Origin of the sequence: Microcoleus sp. B6-A1, from assembly GCF_036705085.1 — a bacterium.
Lineage (GTDB): Bacteria > Cyanobacteriota > Cyanobacteriia > Cyanobacteriales > Microcoleaceae > Microcoleus.
In genome coordinates, this window is sequence record NZ_JAUBTU010000109.1 from 1 (window position 1) to 21,728 (window position 21,728).

Here is a 21,728-nt window from a genome sequence, read left to right on the forward strand (position 1 = left end):
TAGATTTTAGATTTTAGATTTTAGATTTTAGATTTTAGATTTTAGATTTTAGATTTTAGATTTTAGATTTTAGATTTACTCCAAATATGAATCTGGGAGCTTGAACAAAAGTCTAAAATTTGGACGGCTCACGACAAGAGTCGGGGGCTGGTATCCCTCTGCAGGTGCGAGCAAAAACAATCCAAATCCCAGCCAGCAAGTTTTCGAGGATGTCCCAGAACTATGAAGCAATTGCAGCGCCACTAATACCCAGCAGTTGCATCAAATCCCCGACCTGGAATGACGGGAGGGCGATGAATAACGCGATCGGCAATAATTGATTTATAATCAAGATATATAGTCCACCCCAATAATACCGAATCATGCTCGCAGAAGCAAACGCGACACTTTGGCCTAGTCTAATTACTGTTTCAGCATTAATTCTCTACTTCGTTGTTACCATCAACGTCGGCAGAGCTAGATTCAAATACAAAGTTTCTCCCCCGCAGGTGACAGGAAACCCAGACTTTGAGCGAGTGTTGCGAGTTCAGCAAAATACCTTAGAGCAAATGATTCTATTTTTGCCCTCGCTGTGGCTGTTCTCGCAATTTATCAGCCCAATTTGGGGCGCTGGTATCGGCGCAGTTTGGATAGTTGGACGCATTTTGTTTGCTTGGGGTTACTATCAAGCTGCTGAAAAAAGAGCGGCAGGATTTGGCATTAGTACCTTAGCTACTTTAGCTTTGCTTGGTGGTTCCTTAACAGGCATAATTATGTCGCTGCTGAAGGTTTGAGCGTAACTTCCGATCGACATAATTGTTTTTCTACTCGTTACCAGGCAGAGCCTGGAAACGCAGACCCGGAGGCTGTGCCTCCAATTTTCCTGCTGAAAAAGCGAGGCAGAGCCTCTGCACAGGGGTTCCCAGGCAGAGCCAGGGAACCAGTTAAACCAGTTAAATGTAATAAATGTTAGGAGTAAATATGTCAGAAACCAACAAACCCGTATTTGAAATTAGCCCGAAACTTTTTCAGCAGCTTGTCGAGTGGCAAGAAAAACTTGAACGAGAAGATGAATTAGCAAGCGAGTCAGAAAACGAGAAACCAACTGAGGTAATAACTCCTCCCGACAGTGATGAACAGCATTCTCAAACAGATAATTTCTAGCTGGTGGCTAGCAGCATCTTTGGGATTTCCGGCTGCTGTCTCGGCTCAATCGCTGACACCTAGCCAAATTCAGCAACTCAATAGCGGTTTGTTTCGTTCTAACTCTCAAGATTTCTTTCAGCAAGGCTATCGCCAACTGGAAAGAGAAATCGCTACTTTGTTGCAAAAAAATGGCACTTCCCAAGGCAATATTCTGGAGATTGATGAAAAAATGCTCTCTCAGCTTTGCAGCCCAAAAAATAAAATATCCTCGTCGCATTCTGATACAATAAGTGCTGCTCAGATTGCTGATTTCCAGACCCAATTAAAAGACATTTGCAGACACAATTAAAATGAAAGTGAGGTCAATATTCAAAGTTTAGTGCGAATGGATAAGGAGGCAATGGTTAAGTTAAAAACAGCCATGCTGGAAGCGGAAACCGCTGCTCATTTGGCAGCAATCATTATTGATTATACTCATGAGGAAATAATGATAGTTTTTTCTGAGCTAGAATGGGAACAGCAGGCTAGAATTAAAGATATTTGGAAGACAGTATGGACGGGGGATGTTTATGAAGATTATGGTTAGCCAATTAAAGATGTTGGTGAACCCGCCTCTTGTATCTTGAAAGCGGTAGATTGTGATTGACAGTTTGGTGGGGGCGGGTTTACGAGATTATTGGTTTTAGGCATAAATTGTTGGTGAACCCGCCCCTACGCGATTGGTGTCCGTTAAATCAGGGATTCGAGGCATAATTGGCGGAAATGATCGCCCCGTTGCTCGAAGTTTTGGTATTGATCGAAGCTAGCACAAGCTGGCGAAAGCAGCACGACTTTAGCATGATTTTGTTTGCCTAATTCTGCTGCTCGCGGGATGGCTCGTTCCATTGTTTCGACTATTTCCCAAGCGTTGTAATTTGCTTGTTCGAGCCGATCGGCAAAAATACCTGCCGCATCCCCAATTAGCAACACCCCAGCAGCTTTCGCCTTGATTGTATCAATCCATGCGCGATCGTCCCCTTCTTTGGCGTCACCGCCCGCAATTAAAATCGCTGGTGCGCTCACAGAAGCTAACCCGACTTGGGCGGCGTCGTAATTAGTAGCTTTGCTGTCGTTGATGAAATCTATGCCTTCCCAAGTGCAGATGTGTTCGAGGCGGTGCGAAACTCCGGGGAATTTAGCGATCGCGCGGGCGATCGCACTTTTATCTATCCCCGCCAAATTAGCCGCCGCCACCGCCATTAACAAATTCTGCAAATTGTGTTCTCCCACCATCCGCAAAGACTCAGCAGGCAGAATTTTCTCGTTTTGAGCTATTACCCAACCATCTTGAATATAGGCTCCAAAATCTGTATTTCCCAACAGTTCTTTTTCACCTTTGACACTCGTCCAACACGCATCCGGCCAAATGTCAACTCCTTGCTGCCGCAAACAAGGATCGTCGCCGTTGATTACTTGCAATTCAGACTTTTTCAGCAAATGCGCTTTAATGTTGTAGTAATTTTCTAAAGTTTTGTGGCGGCTGAGGTGATCCGGCGTCAAAGTCGTCAAAACTCCAATTCGCGGCGCTACAAACGGCGAGGATTCTATCTGATAGCTGCTGATTTCTGCGATTACCCAATCCGGCGGTTTTTCGCCTAAAGCTAATTCACACGCAGCATAGCCAATATTGCCGCAAGCGGGAGCGTAAAGCCCGGCCTCTGCAAAAATAGCAGCAATTAAAGCAGTAGTAGTAGTTTTGCCGTTAGTGCCGGTAATTCCCACCCAAGGAGATTTGAGGTAACGCCACGCAAGAGCCATTTCTCCGATTGTTTCAATCCCTAACTCTCGGGCGCGCACTAATGCTGGACTGTCCCAGGGAACCCCCGGACTTACTACTATTAATTCTATCGATTCGACTGGTTCAAATGATTGACCTAACTCAACATTAATTCCTTCGTTAGCGAATTCCTGTTGCTGTTCGAGCAAGTTTGGGGAAGATGAGCGATCGCTCAGCGTTACTTCCCATCCTTCGCGTTTTAGCAGTCTGGCGGCGGCAATTCCTGATTTTCCTAGTCCAATGATATGAGCTATCGGCATAAGTTGTGTGTGTGATGGAGCGAACTTTCTTGGTTTTTTCCTCTTATATGTTACGGTTTTTTTGGGATGATTTAACCGCAGAGGGCGCAGAGAACACAGAGGAGGAGAAGAGAGAAGATAGAAATGAATAATTCCGATACCAATGGATTTGATATTACACCAAAACCTTTGGCCGCAATCTAAAATCCACAATCTAAAATCTAAAATCGATTTCGGTTAGGGTTTTTTTGGGATGATTTAACCGCAGAGGGCGCAGAGGACACAGAGGAGGAGAAGAGAGAAGATAGAAATGAATAATTCCGATACCAATGGATTTGATATTACATCAAAACCTTTGGTCGCAATCTAAAATCCAAAATCTAAAATCTAAAATCGATTGACGATCGCCCCAAAGTCAGCTAACACCCGCGCGTGATTCCGCAGCAAACCCAGTAAATTTAACCGATTTTGCTTAATTTCCGGGTCAGAATCCATCACCAAAACGCTTTCTGGCCCGTCGAAAAAGTTGCTGACAGTCGGAGCAATTTCCGTCAAACTATCTACTAACTGCTGGTAATTCCGAGTTTGTTTGGATAACAGGGTTTGCGGCACTAACTGTACCACTGCATCATAGAAAGCTTGTTCAGACGATTTTTGAAATAACTCTGGTTTCACCGCATTTTTCGGTTCCAATTCTACTTTATCCAAATCTCCTTGAGCCGCCAAACGAGTTGAACGGTTGACTGTTTCGTAAATCAGATCCAAAGTCTGGTTATTGCGGATTTCTTGCAGAAAAAGCGCTCTTTCCAGTGCGTCCAACAAATCTCTCAATGCTCGTTCAGTATATTCTGGGTCGTTTTCTCCCAAAACTGCATTTACCAAATCGTAATCTACATTTTTTTCTTCTTGCAACAAAGTCCTAATTCTTTGCAAGAAAAAATCGTATAACTGATCCAGCAACTCCGCCGAGGTTTGCGGGCGGGCTGCGGTAAATTCTGCAACAACTTCGGCGAGCAACTGGTGCAAGTTGACTGGCAACTGAGCCGCCCAAATAATGTTAGTTATTGCATTGGCTGCGCGGCGCAAAGCGAAGGGATCGGAGGAACCTGTCGGCAACATTCCCAAACCGAATATGCTGACTAATGTATCTAATTTGTCGGCTATTGCGACAACTTGACCTGTCAGAGTTTGAGGCAAATTGTCGCCCGCACCTTTGGGCAAATAATGTTCAAAAATTGCTGTGGCTACTGCTTCCGATTCGCCACTTGCTAAGGCGTATTTCTGCCCCATGATTCCTTGCATTTCGGGAAGTTCGTAAACCATTTGGGTTACGAGGTCGGCTTTGCAAAGTAAGGCTGCTCTGGCTACATCAGCTTGCTCTTCCTCTGTGATTTGCAGTTGATTGACAATTAAACTGGCAATCTTGCACAGCCGATCGACCTTTGCGCGCACTGTCCCTAAATCTTCCTGAAAAGTAACTGTTTCCAACTTGGGCAAATAATCCTCTAAAGGCTTTACCAAGTCTGCTTTGTAGAAAAACTGACCGTCTGCCAATCTTGCCCGCACTACTCGCTCGTTACCGGCGGCAATAATCGCGGCTTTAGCGGGATCTCCGTTGGAAATTGTAATAAAATAGGGCAGAAGTTCGGGATAATCGGGGCTTTTGAGTATGGGAAAATACCGCTGGTTTGTAACAATAATTGTGGTGATTACTTCCGGTGGCAATATCAAAAATTCCTCGTCAAATTTGCCGACAACTGCGTTCGGCCATTCTACTAAGTCGGTGACTTCTTCTAACAAATCTTCGGTAATGTCGGCGTAACCGCCTTGTTTTGTCGCTGCGGCTTCTACTTGTGCTTTAATTTGATTTTTGCGCTGGGTGCGATCGACCTCTACGCAAGCAGCCCGCAGACACTCGACATAATCCTCGGCTTGGGGAATCGAGACCCCTCCCACGGGTGTAGGGGGGGTGTATAACACCCGGTGTCCTTGGGAAATTCGATCGCTCTTGACCGTATCCGAACCGCTCACCAATGTAATTGGCAGTACAGTATCATCTAACAGGGCCACCATCCATCGAATCGGGCGCGGAAACTTCAAATCTCCGTCTGCCCACCGCATAAATCTTTTGCCTTCTAACTTATTAATCCACTGCGGCACAAGTTCTGCCAAAATATCCGCACTCATCCGCCCCGGAATCTTTTTGAGCACAAACACAAAATCGCCTTTATCGGTAGCGCGAACTTCCAAAGCCTCAATTTCTACGCCCTGCTTTTTCGCAAAACCTTCGGCTGCTTTCGTCGGTTTGCCATCTTTAAAAGCCGAACTCGCGGGTGGCCCTTTTACCTCTTCTTCTCTGTCTAATTGCTGAACTGGCAGTCCTTTCACGAGAACGGCCAAACGCCTCGGAGTAGCGTATACATTAATAGAGTCATTTGTCAAGGATTCTTCTGCCAGCGTTGCAGGTACAAGTCGCTGCCACTGCTGGGCGCTGCCTGCGACAAAAGATGCGGGCAATTCTTCCGTACCGAGTTCTAATAAAAAGTTAGGCATATCGCACCGTAATGGAATTTTGTTTAGGGTAATTTAAGGTAATTTATCCGATCGCGCGATCGTATATCTGAAATATCTGAAAAATACTCAAAAATCCAGGATACCACGTAAAATCGGGGGTGAAAGACAAATAGCTCAACAGCTCATGACCTTGGCCCAAAGACTGGCACAAGATTGGAAGTCTCGACTTGAACAAGATTGCCCGGACGAAAATTCTAGCACCCGCGAGAGTGTTGTCCGCTGGCTGTTGGGAGACAAGCCCGAAAGATTTGACACTCTTAGCCCAACTCAATTGTCTGTCGCCTCTGGGGCGATCGACTTTTTATATCGAATTTTGATTTCTCGGTATCTGGGAGTACCGCCAGAAAAAGCTTACCGCAACTTGATCGGGCGGCTCGGCGGTTTGGTTGTGCTCCGGCAAAAAATCCAAGCGTGGGTTTCCCTGAGTCGCGACAGACAGCGGAGTGCGGTGGAGGTACTGCAAGAAGTGATTCAGGAAATGCTCAATTCCGATCGCTACCTGCAGCAGCAAGTCGCCTGGATTGCCGAATGCACCTCAGACAGACGCCTCCGAAATGCTTTGCTGCTAGCGAGCACAGAAGAATACTGCTTACGGCCGATCCGCAACCAGCCGCTGCTGGTGTACCGTTTTGTCAACTACCTGCGGCGTGCCCAGCGGGGCGGGTTGACGCAAGTGCCTGCGGGAGACTGGGTGCGGCTGGTGTCGGAACAGGTTCTACCCGACGATACAGACGAACCTCTCAGCCTGCTAGACGAACAGGCAATGTCCGAGTATCGAGAAAATCAAGCTTGGGAAGAGCAGCAAACTCAGCGGCAGATTGTCCAACAAGAATTTGAGAATTACTTGGCCGCTGAAGTCGATCCGCTGGCTTCCCGGTGGCTGCAGCTTTACCTGCAAGGTCGTTCCCAAGAGGCAATTGCCGAGGATTTGAAGGTTCCGATCAAGCAAATTTACCGCTTGCGAGAAAAAGTCAGTTACCACGCGATTCGGGTTTTTGCGGTCAAACAAGCACCGGAATTAGTCGCCAACTGGCTGGAAACTTCGCTCAAAGAACACAGTTTGGGCTTGACTCCGGCTCAGTGGCAGCAATATTTACAAAACCTCACGCCGGTGCAGCGGCAGTTGGTAGAATCGCTGAAAGCAGGGAAAAGTGTAGAGACGATCGCATCTGAATTAAAGCTGAAAACCAATCAAGTCATCGGCGAGTGGAGCAAACTCTATTTAGCAGCTCAATCGCTCCGCAACGAGTAGATTGGTAATGGGTGGCGGGCAATTGCTAATTGTTAATTGGCGGTAGCATTTTTCCGAATCCGCGCTACAAATCAATTCCCGAACAGCCACAGATTACTGCGAGTTTCCCCGTGGAAAACCGCGAGATGCCCCTTGTATCAAATCAGGTTAGATTAATCGGGATATCGTAGCGCTGCAGTGACGATCGCGCTCCGAGACGATCGCAGTCAACTCTCTGGGCTAAGATACTAGCAGCACGATCGACTTTTCAGGATTTTTTAACTCAATTGGCGTAAGCCCCACGCTGTAATTGTACTCAATTGGGCGTTGGGATATAAGCTTTCGCAAGGTCTATGAAAAAAGAGCGACAATTTCCTCAAAAGTCTAAGATATAAGTGGTTGCGACCCACCCACTCGACTGCAAACAACAGGCTACAGTAGCAGTAAAATGCTTGGCCTCGGACAACTGCGAGAGAAAAGGGGAAAGAGCAGACCGCTGGTTGGTAAGGTACGTCCCACCATAAAATACAATCCAAGTTTGTTGTACGAAAATAGTTTTTTGCCTTGGGAAACAGGGCTTCTGCGTGGATTCCCTACGAAGGGATAAAGGCCGTAAAAAGCCAGAGATGCTGTGTCAGACTCGGATCGTCTTCAGTGACGAATACCCAGAAATGGGTATACCCAACAGAGCAACGGCAAACGATACACGAAGCCCGAACTATAACGGTATTCCGTTTAGTTTGGGTATTTCACCCAATCCTAAATTCAGCGGTTGCCCGTAAATCATCGGTTGTGGTGCATCTCTAATACTTGCGTATTCCTGACATAATTCTATTGTTGCCAGCCACGGGCATCTGTCTCGGGCGATCGATGATAGTGGGTCTAGACTGCGCTAGTCATCATCTAGCTCTCAATCTTTTGGTAGAATTTGAGGCTGCAATACAGAAGGGAGAAAATTCTGGGACTAAGGATTTTTCTTTAATAAAAGCTTCCGGTTGTTAGGCCAATTCCTCCGTCAGGGAAGTTGCAGCGTTTAATTTTATCGCATCAGGTTGGTGCGTCGCGCTCGATCGCGCTTCCAACTACAAAGCAGCTAATGGTATATACATCTTCAACACACTCGGCAGCTACAATGGACTCCGATCGAATATTTCACCTAATCGACACAGTTGTCCCCTTTGAAGCTTGCCTTTATTATCAAGTTTTGCCTTTATCTCTAGAAGGTAATCTATTTAAATTGGGCGTAGTCGATGCCCAAGATGACTCCGCCTTGGACTACGTGCAGCGGATTTTAGCTTACATGAATTGCTCAGTCACAACAGAGCCAATTGCCTCGGAAACTCAGCGCTCGATGCTCTCAGCTTACTTGCTGCACGGGAACCAGCTCCGAGAACCGAGCCAGACAGAAACCGCCGCAGCCCCAACACCCAAAAATCCCGCATCAGCAACTTCAGGCCCCAATGCAGCAACGCTGCTGTCTTTGCCAGAACCCTCGATGCCCGCTCCTGAGCGGTTTAAACCTGCTGGCGCTGAGGTTCCCCCGACACCGACACAGCTATCGGTTTTGAATGTCGAGGCCTTGCACTTGTCAAGCCAAGTGGAAGTTTTGACAACTTTGCCCGCGCCCCAACTGCTGCAAGAATTGCTCGGTAGAGTGCTGCGAGAGGGTATCGGCCGCCTGTTTTTTGAGCGGCACCAGTCCCAAGGCCGGATTCTTTGGAGTCAAGATGGCGTTTTGAAATCGATGCTCGAAGGTATCGATATCGTGCTTTTCCAAGAGGTCATCGATGAGTTGAAGCGGCTGACGGATATGCCTGTTGGCCCGGTGGAACAGCCCAAACAAGTCGAAGTTGAGCGCATTTATCAAAACACTCATTTGCTGTTGCGCTTGCGGGTAATGACGGTGGGTGGCAAGGAAGAAGCCACCCTGCAAGTTTTGCGGGGGGCAGCTTTGAGGTTTTACCAGCAGCAGCAGTTGTCTACTTTGAGTCGCGACGCGCTGCGGCTGGCCGAAGAATTGCAGCGGAAAGTGAATCAAATTCGCGATCGAACTCGGCTTTCTCCTGTGCCTTTAGAGGGGTTGCCGGCTTTGGAACAGGTGATTAGAAATGTTGACGACCAAATTGAAGCTTTGCTGCACGAACATAATCCCGATTAGCCATAATCAGCAATAGATGACTGTTTTGATTTTTTTTTACTCATATCGTTTCCGGTTGTATCGGAATGATTTAACCGCAGAGGGCGCAGAGAACGCAGAGGGAGAGAATACAGAGAGGAATAACTCCGATGCTACCGGATTTGATATCACATCAAGTCCGGTCAAATAATAATAATTACGTTTGTAGTGAGGACTCAAGTCCAAGCGAGTTTTATCATAACTCAAGTCTTCATTACAAACCAATTTGATTGCAATTGTGCGAGGTGATATCTACTCCGGTCGATTCCCTCCGCTTCGCTTCGCCCGAAATCAGGTAGGGGCGGGTTCACCAATAATATCTGCCAATAATTGACAATCTCAAAAACCCGCCCGGCCGGGATATTATGGTCAATCGATCGGACATAATATGACACAATATTATACAATTTCAAAAAAAGAATGCAACTGTATGCCTGTACTCTAAACCCTGGTCCTCATCAGTCATTCCCCATCTAAAATCTAAAATCTAAAATCTAAAATCTAAAAGGGTATTAGCCGTGCTCGAAAACATCCTTGTACTGCAATAAATCCAAACTCACAAAAACGGGCAAACACTGAAAACATTGCTGTGCAATTTCCCAGCGTTCTTCTCGCTGCAACATAGCAGTCAACTTTTGTTTAGCGTTCAGCAAATAGCGGACATCATTAGCAGCATAATTTAGTTGGTCGTCAGAAAGATTAGTCGCATTTCCCCAGTCGGAACTTTGAGATGTTTTATTTAATTCTACCTTTTCAAGTTCGAGAATTAATTCTTTCAATCCGTGTTTGTTGGTATAAGTTCTAGCAAGCTTACTAGCTAGCTTGGTGCAGAAAACTGGTGCAATGTCAATACTTAAATTGTAACGCATTGTTGCCATATCAAAGCGCGCAAAATGAAATACTTTCTCAATATTTTCGGCTTCCATTAACTTCTTTAAATTCGGTGCTGCTGTCTGATCTTTGGCAATCCGCACCACTGCAACTTTACCTTCGGGATTGCACAACTGCACCAAACACAAGCGATCGCGCCACGGTAGCAAACCCATTGTTTCCGTATCAACCGCGATCGCCGGCGCAGTCAAATAATAAGATAAGAGAGAATCGGGAATATCACCATCGCACACTTGAAAATCTGCAAATTCCATTATTAGTAATTTTTGACTGTTGACTGTTGACTGTTGACTGTTGACTGTTGACTGTTGACTGCCTTCTTCCCTCTTCCCTCTTCCTTCTAACTTCAGCATCTACGTCACACTCGATAATTAATCCGTGTATCCGTGTCCGAATCAGTTTCGTGCCTTCCTTCCGCTTACCGACTGCGGACAAAAAGCTGAGTAAAATAATACTCCCCTTTGGCATTTTTCGCAACCCCAATACCGGTCACATTAAACTGACCCTCCATATTCTTACGGTGGCCGTCACTTTTAATCCAACCTTCAACAGCATTGCGTACCGGGTCACTGTAGCCGAAATTATAAGCAAGATTTTCAGCTACACTTTGATAAGGAATTGTAATTGCTTTCGCCCGCCCCTCAAATCCATCGTGGCTAAAATTGACTTTACCGTTAGCCATATTTTCGCTGTGAATTCTTGCTATCTGAGTGATTCGCTGATCGATACTCAGCGGCGGCAACTTTTTAGATGCTCGGTATTGATTTATCTGTTGGTTAACCGCTTTTTCTAAGTCAGTAATAGCACTCGAAGCAACATTAGTATTCATGGGAGTTTGTGGCAGTGATCGCGTAGGAATGGAAGTGTCACACTTTGGCAGGATTGTCAACAATCCCAAGCAAATCGAAATCAAACCTTTGGACATGAAATCAAACGAGAAATAAAGTTAATTGTTACCATTAGTGTCAACTTAATGCCAAAAGTAGTATGAGTATACCGTCTGACGATGAGCCTCTCGCTCCCCCTAAATCTCCCTTAATAAGGGGGACGAAAGAGCGCTTCCAGTCCCCCCCTTATTAAGGGGGGCTAGGGGGGATCTAGACTTCGATACAAACGAGAGATACAAAGGATTTTTGTCTTAAGTTGACACCAATTAATTGTTACCAATTCCTACAGAGCGATCGCCCCACATTCCGCTAACCTAGATATTCAGAACCTTCGCCACAGTGTTCACGTCTTTGTCGCCGCGTCCCGAACAGTTAAGCACAATGCGCGGATTGCCTGTTAGCTGCGGGCACAGAGTCTCCAAATAGGCGATCGCGTGAGCAGTTTCCAAAGCCGGAATAATCCCCTCCAACTGCGAAAGCCGCTGAAAAGCTCCCAGCGCTTCTGCATCAGTTACGCTATAATATTCAGCCCTGCCCGCATCCTTCAAATAACTGTGTTCCGGCCCCACGCCCGGATAATCCAAACCCGCACTAATCGAATGTGGCTCAATCACTTGACCTTCATTATCTTGCAGCAAATAACTCATCGCCCCGTGCAGAACTCCCACACTTCCTTTAGTCAAAGTAGCAGCGTGTTTATCAGTTTCCACACCTTCGCCCGCCGCTTCAATACCAATCAATCTAACAGTTTCTTCCCCGACAAACTCGTGAAAAAGACCCATTGCATTAGAACCGCCGCCGACGCAAGCTAATAAAATATCCGGCAAACCACCCCACTTTTCCTGACACTGAACCCGCGTTTCTTCACCGATTACCGCATGGAAATCGCGCACCATCATGGGGTAAGGATGCGGGCCCGCTACGGAACCGAGAATGTAATGAGTTGTTTCCACGTTTGTCACCCAATCGCGAATCGCTTCGGAAGTGGCATCTTTCAACGTTCCCGTACCCGCCGCCACCGGCCGCACTTCGGCACCCATCAAGCGCATTCTAAACACATTTAAAGCCTGTCTTTCCATGTCGTGAACGCCCATGTAGACAACGCATTCTATACCAAAACGAGCGCAAACTGTGGCAGTAGCAACGCCGTGTTGACCGGCACCAGTTTCAGCAATTACCCGCTTTTTTCCCATGCGTTTTGCCAGCAATGCTTGAGCTAAAGCGTTGTTAATTTTGTGAGCTCCCGTGTGGTTTAAATCTTCGCGTTTGAGGTAAATTTGCGGGCCAGTTCCGTCTGCTTTAGCGTAGTGTTCGGTGAGGCGTTCGGCAAAATACAAAGGGCTGGGGCGGCCGACATAATCTTTGAGCAATTGTTGGAGTTGCTCTTGAAATTCCGGTTCGCTGCGGTATTTGTGGAAAGCCGCTTCTAGTTCAAATAAAGCCGGCATCAGAGTTTCGGGGACATATTTGCCGCCGAATTTGCCGAATCTGCCGAGGGAGTCGGGGCGTTGGGCGCTGGTTTCGGTGGTGAGATGCAGGGGGGTGACTGTCATTTGATTTTAGATTTTAGATTTTAGATTTTTTAGATTGGCGGGTAAGCTAGAGGCTTGATGTCGATCGTACCAAAGTCGATCGTACCAAATCGGTTGTGGACTTGAGGCGATCGAACAAATTTCATTATAATTCCTTGAACGCTTGACAATCAAGCATCCAGGATACCCGCCACGTGATTCATCCGTCCAGAAATAAAAAACCTGTATCCGAGAAACTTGCCCCCCGAATTTATCCGTGGGGTCAATCCTTCAATTCTTTAATCTAAAATCTAAAATCTAAAATCGATTGACGGGCTAATACAATAAGTAGAAGATGGGATCGCATTCCGAGCGATCGCAACCATACCCCAATCCGCTAAAACTAGAAATACCAGTAAAAAAAGTTCAAGCATTTTAACCTATGGCAGCATCCAAACGCAAAGATTCTGACAGCAAAACAACCGAGGGCAAACGAATAGTTTACTCCGAGTTTGGGAATGTTGACAACTCGGCCGCCCTCCAACGGGGAGTTGCCGAAGTTCCCCCCAATCAACAAAACCTCAAAATCGAAGCATCCCGCAAAGGACGCGGCGGCAAAACAGTTACAGTCATCAGCGGCTTTCAGGAAAAACCCGAAACATTAGCAACTTTAGCCAAGCAGCTAAAAGCCCAATGCGGTACTGGCGGCACAGTCAAAGATAATGAAATCGAAATTCAAGGCGAACACAAGCAAAAGCTGCTAGAAATTATCACAAAGTTAGGCTACAAAGCTAAAATTAGTGGAGGGTAAATTAGTCAATAGTCATCAGTGTACGGGCGGGACGAGTTTATGATATACTTAGTTTTAAACATAGATGGTTGGTAAAACCCGCCCCTACATCGCACAAATTATATTGTCGCGAATCAACCAGAAATGATATTACCAATTACCGCCAATTTTTAATGTACACTCGACCTTTAGCTCGTTTAATCGAACAATTGCAGCGCTTGCCCGGAGTCGGTCCAAAAACAGCCCAGCGGCTAGCTTTACATATTTTGAAGCGACCGGAAGAAGAAGTGCAAGCCCTAGCTAAATCTTTGATTGATGCCAAACAGCAAGTAGGTTTCTGTCAAGTATGCTTTCACTTATCTGCTGACCCTGTTTGCGAAATTTGCCGCAATACCAACCGCGACAGTCATACCATTTGTGTAGTGTCAGAATCCCGCGATGTAATCGCTTTAGAAAAAACGCGGGAATACATGGGTAAATATCACGTTGTTGGGGGCGTTATCTCGCCGATGGATGGAATTGGCCCGGAACAATTGAACATTCAACCATTAGTCCGGCGCGTCAGCCAGCAAAAGGTTAAGGAAGTAATTATTGCTATTAGTCCCAGCGTGGAAGGCGAAACTACTACTCTTTATATCGGTCACTTATTAAAACCTTTTACTCTAGTGACGCGCATAGCTTTTGGTTTGCCGATGGGGGGAGATTTGGAATATGCCGATGAGGTTACATTGGCTCGTGCTTTGGAAGGAAGGAGGGAGTTGGATTAGTTATAATTTGTCCCGCATCTAAATTGTGTTTTCTGGCGCGCGGGACGCCCAACCCCTACTTTCCACAAGAACTCGATCGAGCTTAATCGCTCTTTTTTTACTCAAAGGGAAGAGTTTTCTATTCGAGCCATTAGTTCTTCTATTGACAAATCCGGCAGTTGTGACAGCAATAGCGATAAATTATCGGCAGACAATGCGAGCAGATTTGGGATGAGATTGACGGTGTTTACTTCTAATTGACCAAAGCGCTTTCTCAAGACATTTTCGGCGATTAAAGTTTGTACTTGTTGTCTATCTGCTTGGGCAATTGGCAATGTGGATAATTGCACTAACAACATAGTGAATTCACCAACAGGTAAAGCCGAGACAGAGGCAAAAAAGGCAATTATCTTAGCGTCTAACTCTCCAAATCTGACTTGCAGAAAGTTCTGCAAAATCAACCGCTGTGCTTCTTCTCTTCCTTCTTCTCTTCCTTCTTCTCTTCCTTCTTCTCTTCCTTGTTGTGTGGCCTGATCTATTTTTTGTTGTAACAGAGGTACGAGCGCCATAACTAACTCCTTATCTTCCTGATTTCCTGGGGTACTAGCTGCTAAATTTACTTGCAGATTCGCTTGCAGGTTGTACAATAATTCTAGCGTATTAGCTCGTAAGGGACTATCAACAGGCAATCTTGTTAATTCCGCGATCGCCCCTTGCTGTACTTTACCCTTACCTAAAATCCGCAACCACATCGTTTCTGGAACATTCGGTAGCTGGTGAATAGCTATCAATCCTACTCGCCAAACTTCCGATAGAAAATAAACCCCCCTCCCCCAACCTTCTGACTCTTCTGGAATCATAAAATTAAAGCTGCTTAACAAAGCCTCCGAAGCCGTGGGAGTCAGAATCCACAACCGGGGTAATTGCTGGGATTCTAAACGTTGCTCTTCTCGATTAGCTCGGCGCAGTAATTCTGCCCTAGTATTTAAAAGTTTGACAACACAACTGAAGATATCCTCTGTATTGACGGCATTGCGAAATGGTTCGATCGCAGCCACAGTCGCAGTCATTTGACCTAATAAACCTAAATTCTCTACGTATTCAGGCGATACAGAAGTGGGTTTAAACCAGATATCAATTTCTCGAACTTGAGCAGAAACATCTTTACTTGTTTCTACTTCTCCTAGAGGTGACAACAACTCTCTTAGGTATTCTTTGGCAAACTGGTCATGGGGAAATTTAGTCATTCTTGGGAAGCACGTTATCCGAAAAAAACTAAATTAATTATATCTCATTTTAAAATAGTATTTATTGGCGATATCTTCTATGTTATACACCAAATATTTTAAAGGATTCAGGTATCAAAGTATTCGGTTTTTTGAGCCGTTGCTGACTTATTTAACCCAGATTTAGGATAAAATCTCAAATCCCAAATTGAGCGACTCTCCCCTATCACTGCCGCGAAAGGGTAAACTGGACAAAGTTACCGAGAGTAGTAAAAAATCATGACCCAATTCGATCGACCTTTAAGCTACCCCACAACCCGCAAAATCGACCAAACAGACGACTACCACGGCGTCAAAGTATCTGACCCCTACAGGTGGCTGGAAAATCCCGACTCGGAGGAAACCCAAGCTTGGGTGGAAGCCCAAAACGCAGTCACTTTTGCCTACCTCAACGAAATTCCGGCGCGGGAAAAAATCAAACAGCGCCTAACTCAACTTTGGGATTACGAGAAATACGGCATACCTTTCAAAGAAGGATCTCGCTATTTCTACTACAAGAATGATGGCCTGCAAAATCAATCCGTACTCTACACTTTAACATCCCTCGATAGCGAACCCAAAGTATTAATTGACCCCAACACTCTCTCAGAAGATGGAACCGTTGCTCTGGGTGGAATAGCTATCAGCGAAGACGGCAAATACATGGCCTACGGCTTGTCAAACTCCGGTTCCGACTGGCAGGAATGGAAAGTCCGTGAGGTGGCAACCGGCGAAGATTTATCAGACCATTTAAAGTGGATTAAATTCTCAGGAGCATCCTGGACTCACGACGGTAAAGGCTTTTTTTATAGTCGCTACGACGAACCCAACGAAAAAAGCAAGCACGAAGAAGTTAACTATTACCAAAAACTGTTTTACCACCAAATAGGCACGCCCCAATCTGAAGACGTATTAATCTACGAGCGACCCGACCAAAAAGAGTGGGGATTTAGCGGTGGCGTCACCGAAGATGGCAAATACTTGATTATCTCTGTTTGGCAGGGAACTGAAACGAAAAACTTGATTTTCTACAAGGATTTAACTGCACCGGAATCAACCGTTGTAGAACTGATTAGCGAATTCGAGGCAGAGTACAGTTTCATCGACAATGAAGGCCCTCTGTTCTGGTTTCAAACAAACTTGAATGCACCGTTGGGCCGCGTAATTGCGATCGACACCAACAACCCACCTCCTTCATCCCTCGCTGGTGACGAAACCCCCTCGTCGCCCAGGGAGGGGGGGTTCACAGAAATTATCCCGGAAGCAGCCGAAACCCTCCAAGGTATTGGCATCCTCAACAATCAATTTGTGGCTTCTTATCTGAAAGACGCCTACACCCAAATTAAAATCTTCAACTTAGACGGCTGTTTCGCGCGAGAAATAGCTTTGCCGGGAATCGGTTCGGTGGGAGGATTCGGCGGCAAGCGACACGACACCGAAACCTTTTATGCTTACACCAGTTTCACTGCGCCCAACACCATTTATCGCTATAATCTGGTGACCGATGAAAGTACGATTTATCGACAACCAAATGTCGATTTTAATCCCGACGATTACGAGACAAAACAAGTATTTTACCCTAGCAAAGACGGTACGCAAGTACCCATGTTTATCACCCACAAGAAAGGCTTGCAGTTGGATGGCAATAACCCCACCTACCTTTACGGATACGGTGGTTTTGGCATCTCGCTAACTCCGAGTTTTTCTGTTAGCAGGATAGTGTGGTTAGAGATGGGTGGAGTTTATGCGATCGCCTGTTTGCGGGGAGGCGGCGAGTACGGCGAATCATGGCACGAAGCAGGCAAAAAGTTGAACAAGCAAAACGTGTTTGATGACTTTATAGCTGGCGCTGAATGGTTGATTGAAAACAAGTACACCAAACCGGCAAAATTGGCGATCGCAGGTGGTAGCAATGGCGGTTTATTAGTGGGAGCTTGCATGACTCAGCGGCCGGAATTGTTCGGTGCAGCGCTGCCGGCAGTCGGCGTTATGGATATGTTGCGCTTCCACAAATTTACCATTGGTTGGGCTTGGACTTCTGAATACGGTTCGCCGGAAAATCCCGAAGAATTTCCCACAATTCACGGCTATTCTCCCTTGCACAATCTTAAACCGGGAACCGCTTATCCAGCGACAATGATTACAACTGCCGATCACGACGATCGAGTAGTTCCGGCCCACAGTTTCAAATTTGCTTCTGCCTTGCAAGAAACCCACGCGGGAGAAAAACCCGTGTTAATTCGCATTGAAACTAAAGCGGGACACGGTGCCGGCAAACCCACTGCGAAAGTCATTGAAGAATTGGCTGATGAATGGGCTTTTTTAGTGCGGGAACTCGATATTGACGCTTAGCAAGTGGCGTTAGAGGGTGCGATCGACGCAGTTTGATGATTTAGATATAAAGAGGGTGTAAAGGGCGATCGTACTTTTTGAATTCAAGGGCGATCGTTCTTTTTTGTCACCGCAATCCTGGTATTAACATATTTGACACTCCCCGGCCTTAAGGCACGGGGATTCTTAAGACTTTCGGGCCTTAATATCCCTATTGCGAGGGTTTCCGGGCGCAATCTTTTTGCCAAAAATGGCGGTCTGCTATCCTAGTCTTGCAACTAGCTCCTCGGTCGTGACTTTCCTCCAGTCCGGGGGTAGGTTTTAACGTCTTTTACTGACGATTTAATCGGTTCAGAACCTTAGTATTGGTTGTGATTAATTATTTTGAGCATCCGTACTGCTGTTAAGCTAGATACTTGATTTCTCAAAATTCGCAACTTTCGACTCTTTTGACGATAGCACACTTGCCAGACATTTGTGCAATTGGTGTATCTGATAGGCAGGAGAAATCCTGCCATGCCCTTTCATCCCTGGACTAAAGTCATAGGGTTTTCCGGGTACTCTTTATAAGTATAAATCTCTAGAAATGCGGTACTCTCAACTTTTAAGAGCGATCGCACCTCAAAGTCAAAATCTGGCAATTTTTAGGAACTTTATATTTTCAGTATATTTACGGTTCAAGCTGTCTGATCCAGCCTCGATATCACCAGACTCAGAACAGCGGTATGAGGGGTCAGACCCCTTATGCTAATGAATCCGTAAGTAATTTACCATGTAACTAACGTTAGACCTGATATCATTTTTCCCAAAAATAGAGGGTTTTGGCTAACATAAAGGCTGTGACCCCTTATTCATGTTATGATTGGCAGCGATCTGTCGCATCAGGACATCCAAGGGCGATCGCTGTAAATCCTGTCTAATGATTGACTAACATCACAAATAACAAATAGAGGCAACTATTATTTATCCGAGTAAAATAATGTATAAACTTTATAGTTGAAAGTTTATCGTCATCTATGAAAAGGGGGTAGCTTAGATTTAGCAACAAAATTAACCCCAAAGGAAAACCATCCCAAATCAGTGAAATTGGTCATCTACCCAAACACGGAAATCTACCAATATGGAAACTAAAATCTTGAGAAAAGCTAGCCATAAAGCAGAGACGGCTAGCCGAAAAAATCTAGCGATTGTGGATTCAAAAGTAGAAAACTACCAAGAGTTTCTCAGGGGAGTGAAAAGCGGTACAGAAGTAATCCTCCTCGATAGAACCCGGGATGGAATCGAACAAATTGCCCAAATTGCCGCCTCGCGGCACAGCCTCAATAGCATTCAAATAGTTGCTCACGGCGCATCAGCATCAGTAGAAATCGGCCGGGCAGAGCTCAATATTCACAATATAGAAACCTATTCCAGCCAATTGCAGCAGTGGGGTAAAGCTCTCAACGAAACAGGTAGTATTCTGCTGTTAAGTTGCAACACAGGCGCCGGGGAATCAGGTCTAAATTTTATACAAAAACTCAGTGAAATAACAGGAGCAAATGTTGCAGCTTCCAATAATTTAACTGGTAGTGCAGCACTAGGCGGCGACTGGGAATTAGAAATTACTACAGGACAAATAAATACCGAAATAGCCTTTGAAAAAGAAGTCCTAGAAGGCTACACATCAGTCCTGGCTACCTTAGCCGCTGAAGAATTTAAAAATACAACAGTAATCGGGCCTTGGATATATGGAGTTGGCAACCCCACTACAGCTAACCCAGGCTTAACCGCAGGTAGTACACAAAACCTCAGCGGCGTTATTCCGGCTTTAGGGACTGGCGATACACCCGGAAGCGGTACTTTGAGATTAACCTCAAACGCCTTTGGACAATCAGCTTTTGTAATCTACAACAACCCCATATTGGCCACTGAGGGTCTGAGAGTTACCTTTGATTTCTTTGCCTATAACAGAGGTACTGTCCGCGATCGGCAGAATAATCGCCTTGGTGCCGATGGCATTAGTTTTTTCCTCATTGACGGAACAGCTACGCCAACACAAGCGGGAGGCTTTGGCGGCTCTCTCGGCTATGCTCAAAATACTAATTCAAATTCACCGGGTATTGTAGGAGGTTATTTAGGTGTCGGATTAGACGAGTTTGGCAATTATTCTAGCGTTATTGCTGGAAAACAGGGTGGCATCTCGAACGATCCACTTATTAGGCTAGCTGATGCAGTAGGACTTAGAGGCAGCCAAAGCACATCTTATAATTTTTTAACTAGCACAGTCGTTCCCGGTGGCATAGATAATATAGATGCAACCAGTCGAACGGATGCTAATACTAAAAGAACCGTTCAAGTTACATTATTCCCGACTACCTCAGTAACACCTAACCGTCTTACAGTTGCCTTAGACTTGGACGGTAGTGACACATTTGATGCGGGCGAAACACTGCTCGACATACCAAATTTGGTAACTATAAACGGAGCAGTGCCACGTACTTTTAAATTTGGCTTTGCTGCTTCGACAGGGGGCAATACAAACATTCACGAAGTTAACAATGTCGTCGTCCAAAGTATAGATCCGCCTGCACTCCAAGCCGACGTTTCTATTGTTAAAAAAGGCCCAATCTATGCCATACCCAATAGCACGATTACCTATACGATTACCTCCACAAATAACGGGCCAAACAGCGCCGAAAGCGTCCTGATTCAAGATCCCCTGCCCGCGGGCTTAAGTTTCGTCAGCGCCTCCGACCTCGCCACATACAACACCGTAACGCGGACGGTCATCTGGCCGGCGATTCCGACTCTGGCTAACGGTGCTAGCCAAACCCGCACCATCACCGCAAGAGTTCCGGCAACAGGCGGCGCTGCCTTAACTAACACTGCCTATAGCACATCTAGCACTTTCGACCCCAATCTAGCTAACAACAATAGTTCCCAACCCATCTCTCAAGTCTCAACTACAATTGTTGATGCTCTTGCCGATGTTGTTACCACCAAAATCGGAACTACCGCAGCAGCACCAGGTGAAACAGTTACTTACACAATTTCCACAGTCAACAACGGCCCAAGCACAGCCGCAAACGTCACCGTTACCGACAGCATCGTTCCGGGTTTAAAAATAGTTAGTCTACCCAACGATGCTGTTTACAATCCAGATACTGGGATTGTCACCTTCCCACCGATTCCCAGCTTGCCTTCCGGTGATCCTCCTGCCATTAACACAGTCAGGTTCATCGCACCTGCATCTGCATCCGGCACCGTCAAGAACACCGCCAGAAATACCTCAGCTACCCCAGATCCTTTTCCTGAAAACAACAACGGCACTGATCCGCTGGCTACAGTCACCACAACTCTGACACCTAGTGCCGATGTTGTTACCACCAAAACAGGGCCTACGGCAGCAGCACCAGGTGAAAGAGTTACTTACATAATTTCCACAGTCAACAACGGCCCAAGCACAGCCGAAAACCTCACAATTACTGACAGCATCGTTGGCGCCGTAACAGAAGTCAACGGCGGTGTCTACGATCCCAATACAGGTATTGTCCGCTTCCCGCCAGTCACCAGCTTAGCCAGCGGTGTCACCGTCAACAACACAGTCAGCTTCATCGTACCTGCATCCGGCAGCGTCAGCAACACCGCCAGAAGTACCTCAACTACCGCTGACCCGACTCTGGACAACAACGCATTTACAGTCACCACAACTCTGACACCACCTCCAACTCCCAACCAACCGCCAGAGGCCAAGAATGCGACCTCCAGCCTAGGGCCCAACAGCAGCCAGTTAGTCACAGGATTGGGAGGAACGGACGACGGCTTGATCGTCTCTTACACGATCAACACCCTACCCTCACCAGACCAAGCAGTCCTGTTTTTAGGAGATCCAGCCAACGGTGGCGTACCAGTGACACCAGGCCAAGTCCTGACTCCAGAACAGTTGCAGCAACTATTTTTCCAAACGACGGGCAACTTTACAGGAGCAAATTTCACCTACACCGCGAAAGACAACAGCGATGCTATCAGTCTCCCTGCTACCGCTACTGTGGATGGACTGATAGTATCAACACCGACTCCCACAACACCAACTCCCACAACACCAACTCCCACAACACCAACTCCCACAACACCAACTCCCACAACACCAACTCCCACAACACCAAC

16 protein-coding genes are annotated in these 21,728 nt (G+C 46.2%); 10 read left to right on the forward strand and 6 right to left on the reverse strand.

Features of this window, described 5'->3' with window-relative positions:
• Positions 1–362 precede the first annotated feature (362 nt).
• The 4 genes from QUB11_RS27265 to QUB11_RS27280 all read left to right on the forward strand — a co-directional run bounded on the left by QUB11_RS27265 (position 363) and on the right by QUB11_RS27280 (position 1,711).
• Entirely contained in the window at positions 363–773 is a 411-nt protein-coding gene (locus tag QUB11_RS27265; RefSeq protein ID WP_333286386.1) for an MAPEG family protein, read from the forward strand.
• A gap of 187 nt (positions 774–960) precedes the next feature.
• Complete coding sequence (locus QUB11_RS27270; RefSeq protein WP_333202843.1) at positions 961–1,143, forward strand: hypothetical protein; 183 nt, start codon at positions 961–963, stop codon at positions 1,141–1,143.
• Complete coding sequence (locus QUB11_RS27275; protein WP_333392110.1) at positions 1,112–1,474, forward strand: hypothetical protein; 363 nt, start codon at positions 1,112–1,114, stop codon at positions 1,472–1,474. The genes QUB11_RS27270 and QUB11_RS27275 overlap by 32 nt, the downstream gene beginning before the upstream one ends.
• 36 nt (positions 1,475–1,510) lie before the next feature.
• The gene (locus QUB11_RS27280; protein WP_333392112.1) at positions 1,511–1,711 is read left to right on the forward strand and encodes a hypothetical protein; all 201 of its coding nucleotides are present in this window, start codon (positions 1,511–1,513) and stop codon (positions 1,709–1,711) included.
• Between the two features lie 143 nt (positions 1,712–1,854).
• On the opposite strand, the gene murD is transcribed toward QUB11_RS27280, so the two are convergent.
• Entirely contained in the window at positions 1,855–3,201 is a 1,347-nt protein-coding gene (murD, locus tag QUB11_RS27285; RefSeq protein WP_333202848.1) for a UDP-N-acetylmuramoyl-L-alanine--D-glutamate ligase, read from the reverse strand.
• Positions 3,202–3,567: 366 nt separating this feature from the next.
• The gene (gene glyS, locus QUB11_RS27290) at positions 3,568–5,733 is read right to left on the reverse strand and encodes a glycine--tRNA ligase subunit beta (RefSeq protein WP_333202850.1); all 2,166 of its coding nucleotides are present in this window, start codon (positions 5,731–5,733) and stop codon (positions 3,568–3,570) included.
• Positions 5,734–5,878: 145 nt separating this feature from the next.
• Between glyS and QUB11_RS27295 the strand changes: the two genes are divergently transcribed.
• Both QUB11_RS27295 and QUB11_RS27300 read left to right on the forward strand, forming a co-directional pair.
• Positions 5,879–7,006: a HetZ-related protein 2 gene (locus QUB11_RS27295; RefSeq protein WP_333202852.1), complete on the forward strand. Its 1,128-nt coding sequence runs from the start codon at positions 5,879–5,881 to the stop codon at positions 7,004–7,006.
• Positions 7,007–8,081: 1,075 nt separating this feature from the next.
• Positions 8,082–9,143 carry a hypothetical protein gene (locus QUB11_RS27300; protein ID WP_333202853.1) on the forward strand — a complete coding sequence of 354 codons (1,062 nt, stop codon included), beginning with the start codon at positions 8,082–8,084 and terminating at the stop codon, positions 9,141–9,143.
• A 530-nt stretch (positions 9,144–9,673) separates the two neighbouring features.
• Here QUB11_RS27300 and QUB11_RS27305 read toward each other — a convergent pair.
• The 3 genes from QUB11_RS27305 to trpB form a co-directional block, all read right to left on the reverse strand.
• Entirely contained in the window at positions 9,674–10,306 is a 633-nt protein-coding gene (locus QUB11_RS27305; RefSeq protein ID WP_333202867.1) for a ribonuclease D, read from the reverse strand.
• 164 nt (positions 10,307–10,470) lie between these two features.
• Entirely contained in the window at positions 10,471–10,881 is a 411-nt protein-coding gene (locus QUB11_RS27310) for a CAP domain-containing protein (protein ID WP_333202855.1), read from the reverse strand.
• Positions 10,882–11,253: 372 nt separating this feature from the next.
• Positions 11,254–12,492: a tryptophan synthase subunit beta gene (trpB, locus tag QUB11_RS27315; RefSeq protein WP_333202856.1), complete on the reverse strand. Its 1,239-nt coding sequence runs from the start codon at positions 12,490–12,492 to the stop codon at positions 11,254–11,256.
• Positions 12,493–12,892: 400 nt separating this feature from the next.
• Here trpB and QUB11_RS27320 point away from each other — a divergent pair, with 400 nt between their 5' ends.
• Positions 12,893–13,261, forward strand: coding sequence for a translation initiation factor (locus tag QUB11_RS27320; RefSeq protein WP_190737631.1), 369 nt, complete (start codon positions 12,893–12,895; stop codon positions 13,259–13,261).
• Between the two features lie 152 nt (positions 13,262–13,413).
• Positions 13,414–14,007, forward strand: a complete 594-nt coding sequence (recR, locus tag QUB11_RS27325) for a recombination mediator RecR (protein WP_190744271.1) — start codon at positions 13,414–13,416, stop codon at positions 14,005–14,007.
• Between the two features lie 101 nt (positions 14,008–14,108).
• Here the strand turns inward: recR and QUB11_RS27330 are convergent, their stop codons facing one another.
• Entirely contained in the window at positions 14,109–15,233 is a 1,125-nt protein-coding gene (locus QUB11_RS27330; protein ID WP_333202859.1) for a flagellar assembly protein H, read from the reverse strand.
• Between the two features lie 258 nt (positions 15,234–15,491).
• On the opposite strand from QUB11_RS27330, the gene QUB11_RS27335 reads away from it, so the two are divergent.
• Entirely contained in the window at positions 15,492–17,603 is a 2,112-nt protein-coding gene (locus QUB11_RS27335) for a prolyl oligopeptidase family serine peptidase (RefSeq protein ID WP_333202860.1), read from the forward strand.
• A 1,099-nt stretch (positions 17,604–18,702) separates the two neighbouring features.
• The coding region (locus QUB11_RS27340) for a DUF4347 domain-containing protein (protein ID WP_333202861.1) at positions 18,703–21,728 on the forward strand (3,026 nt) is incomplete at its 3' end.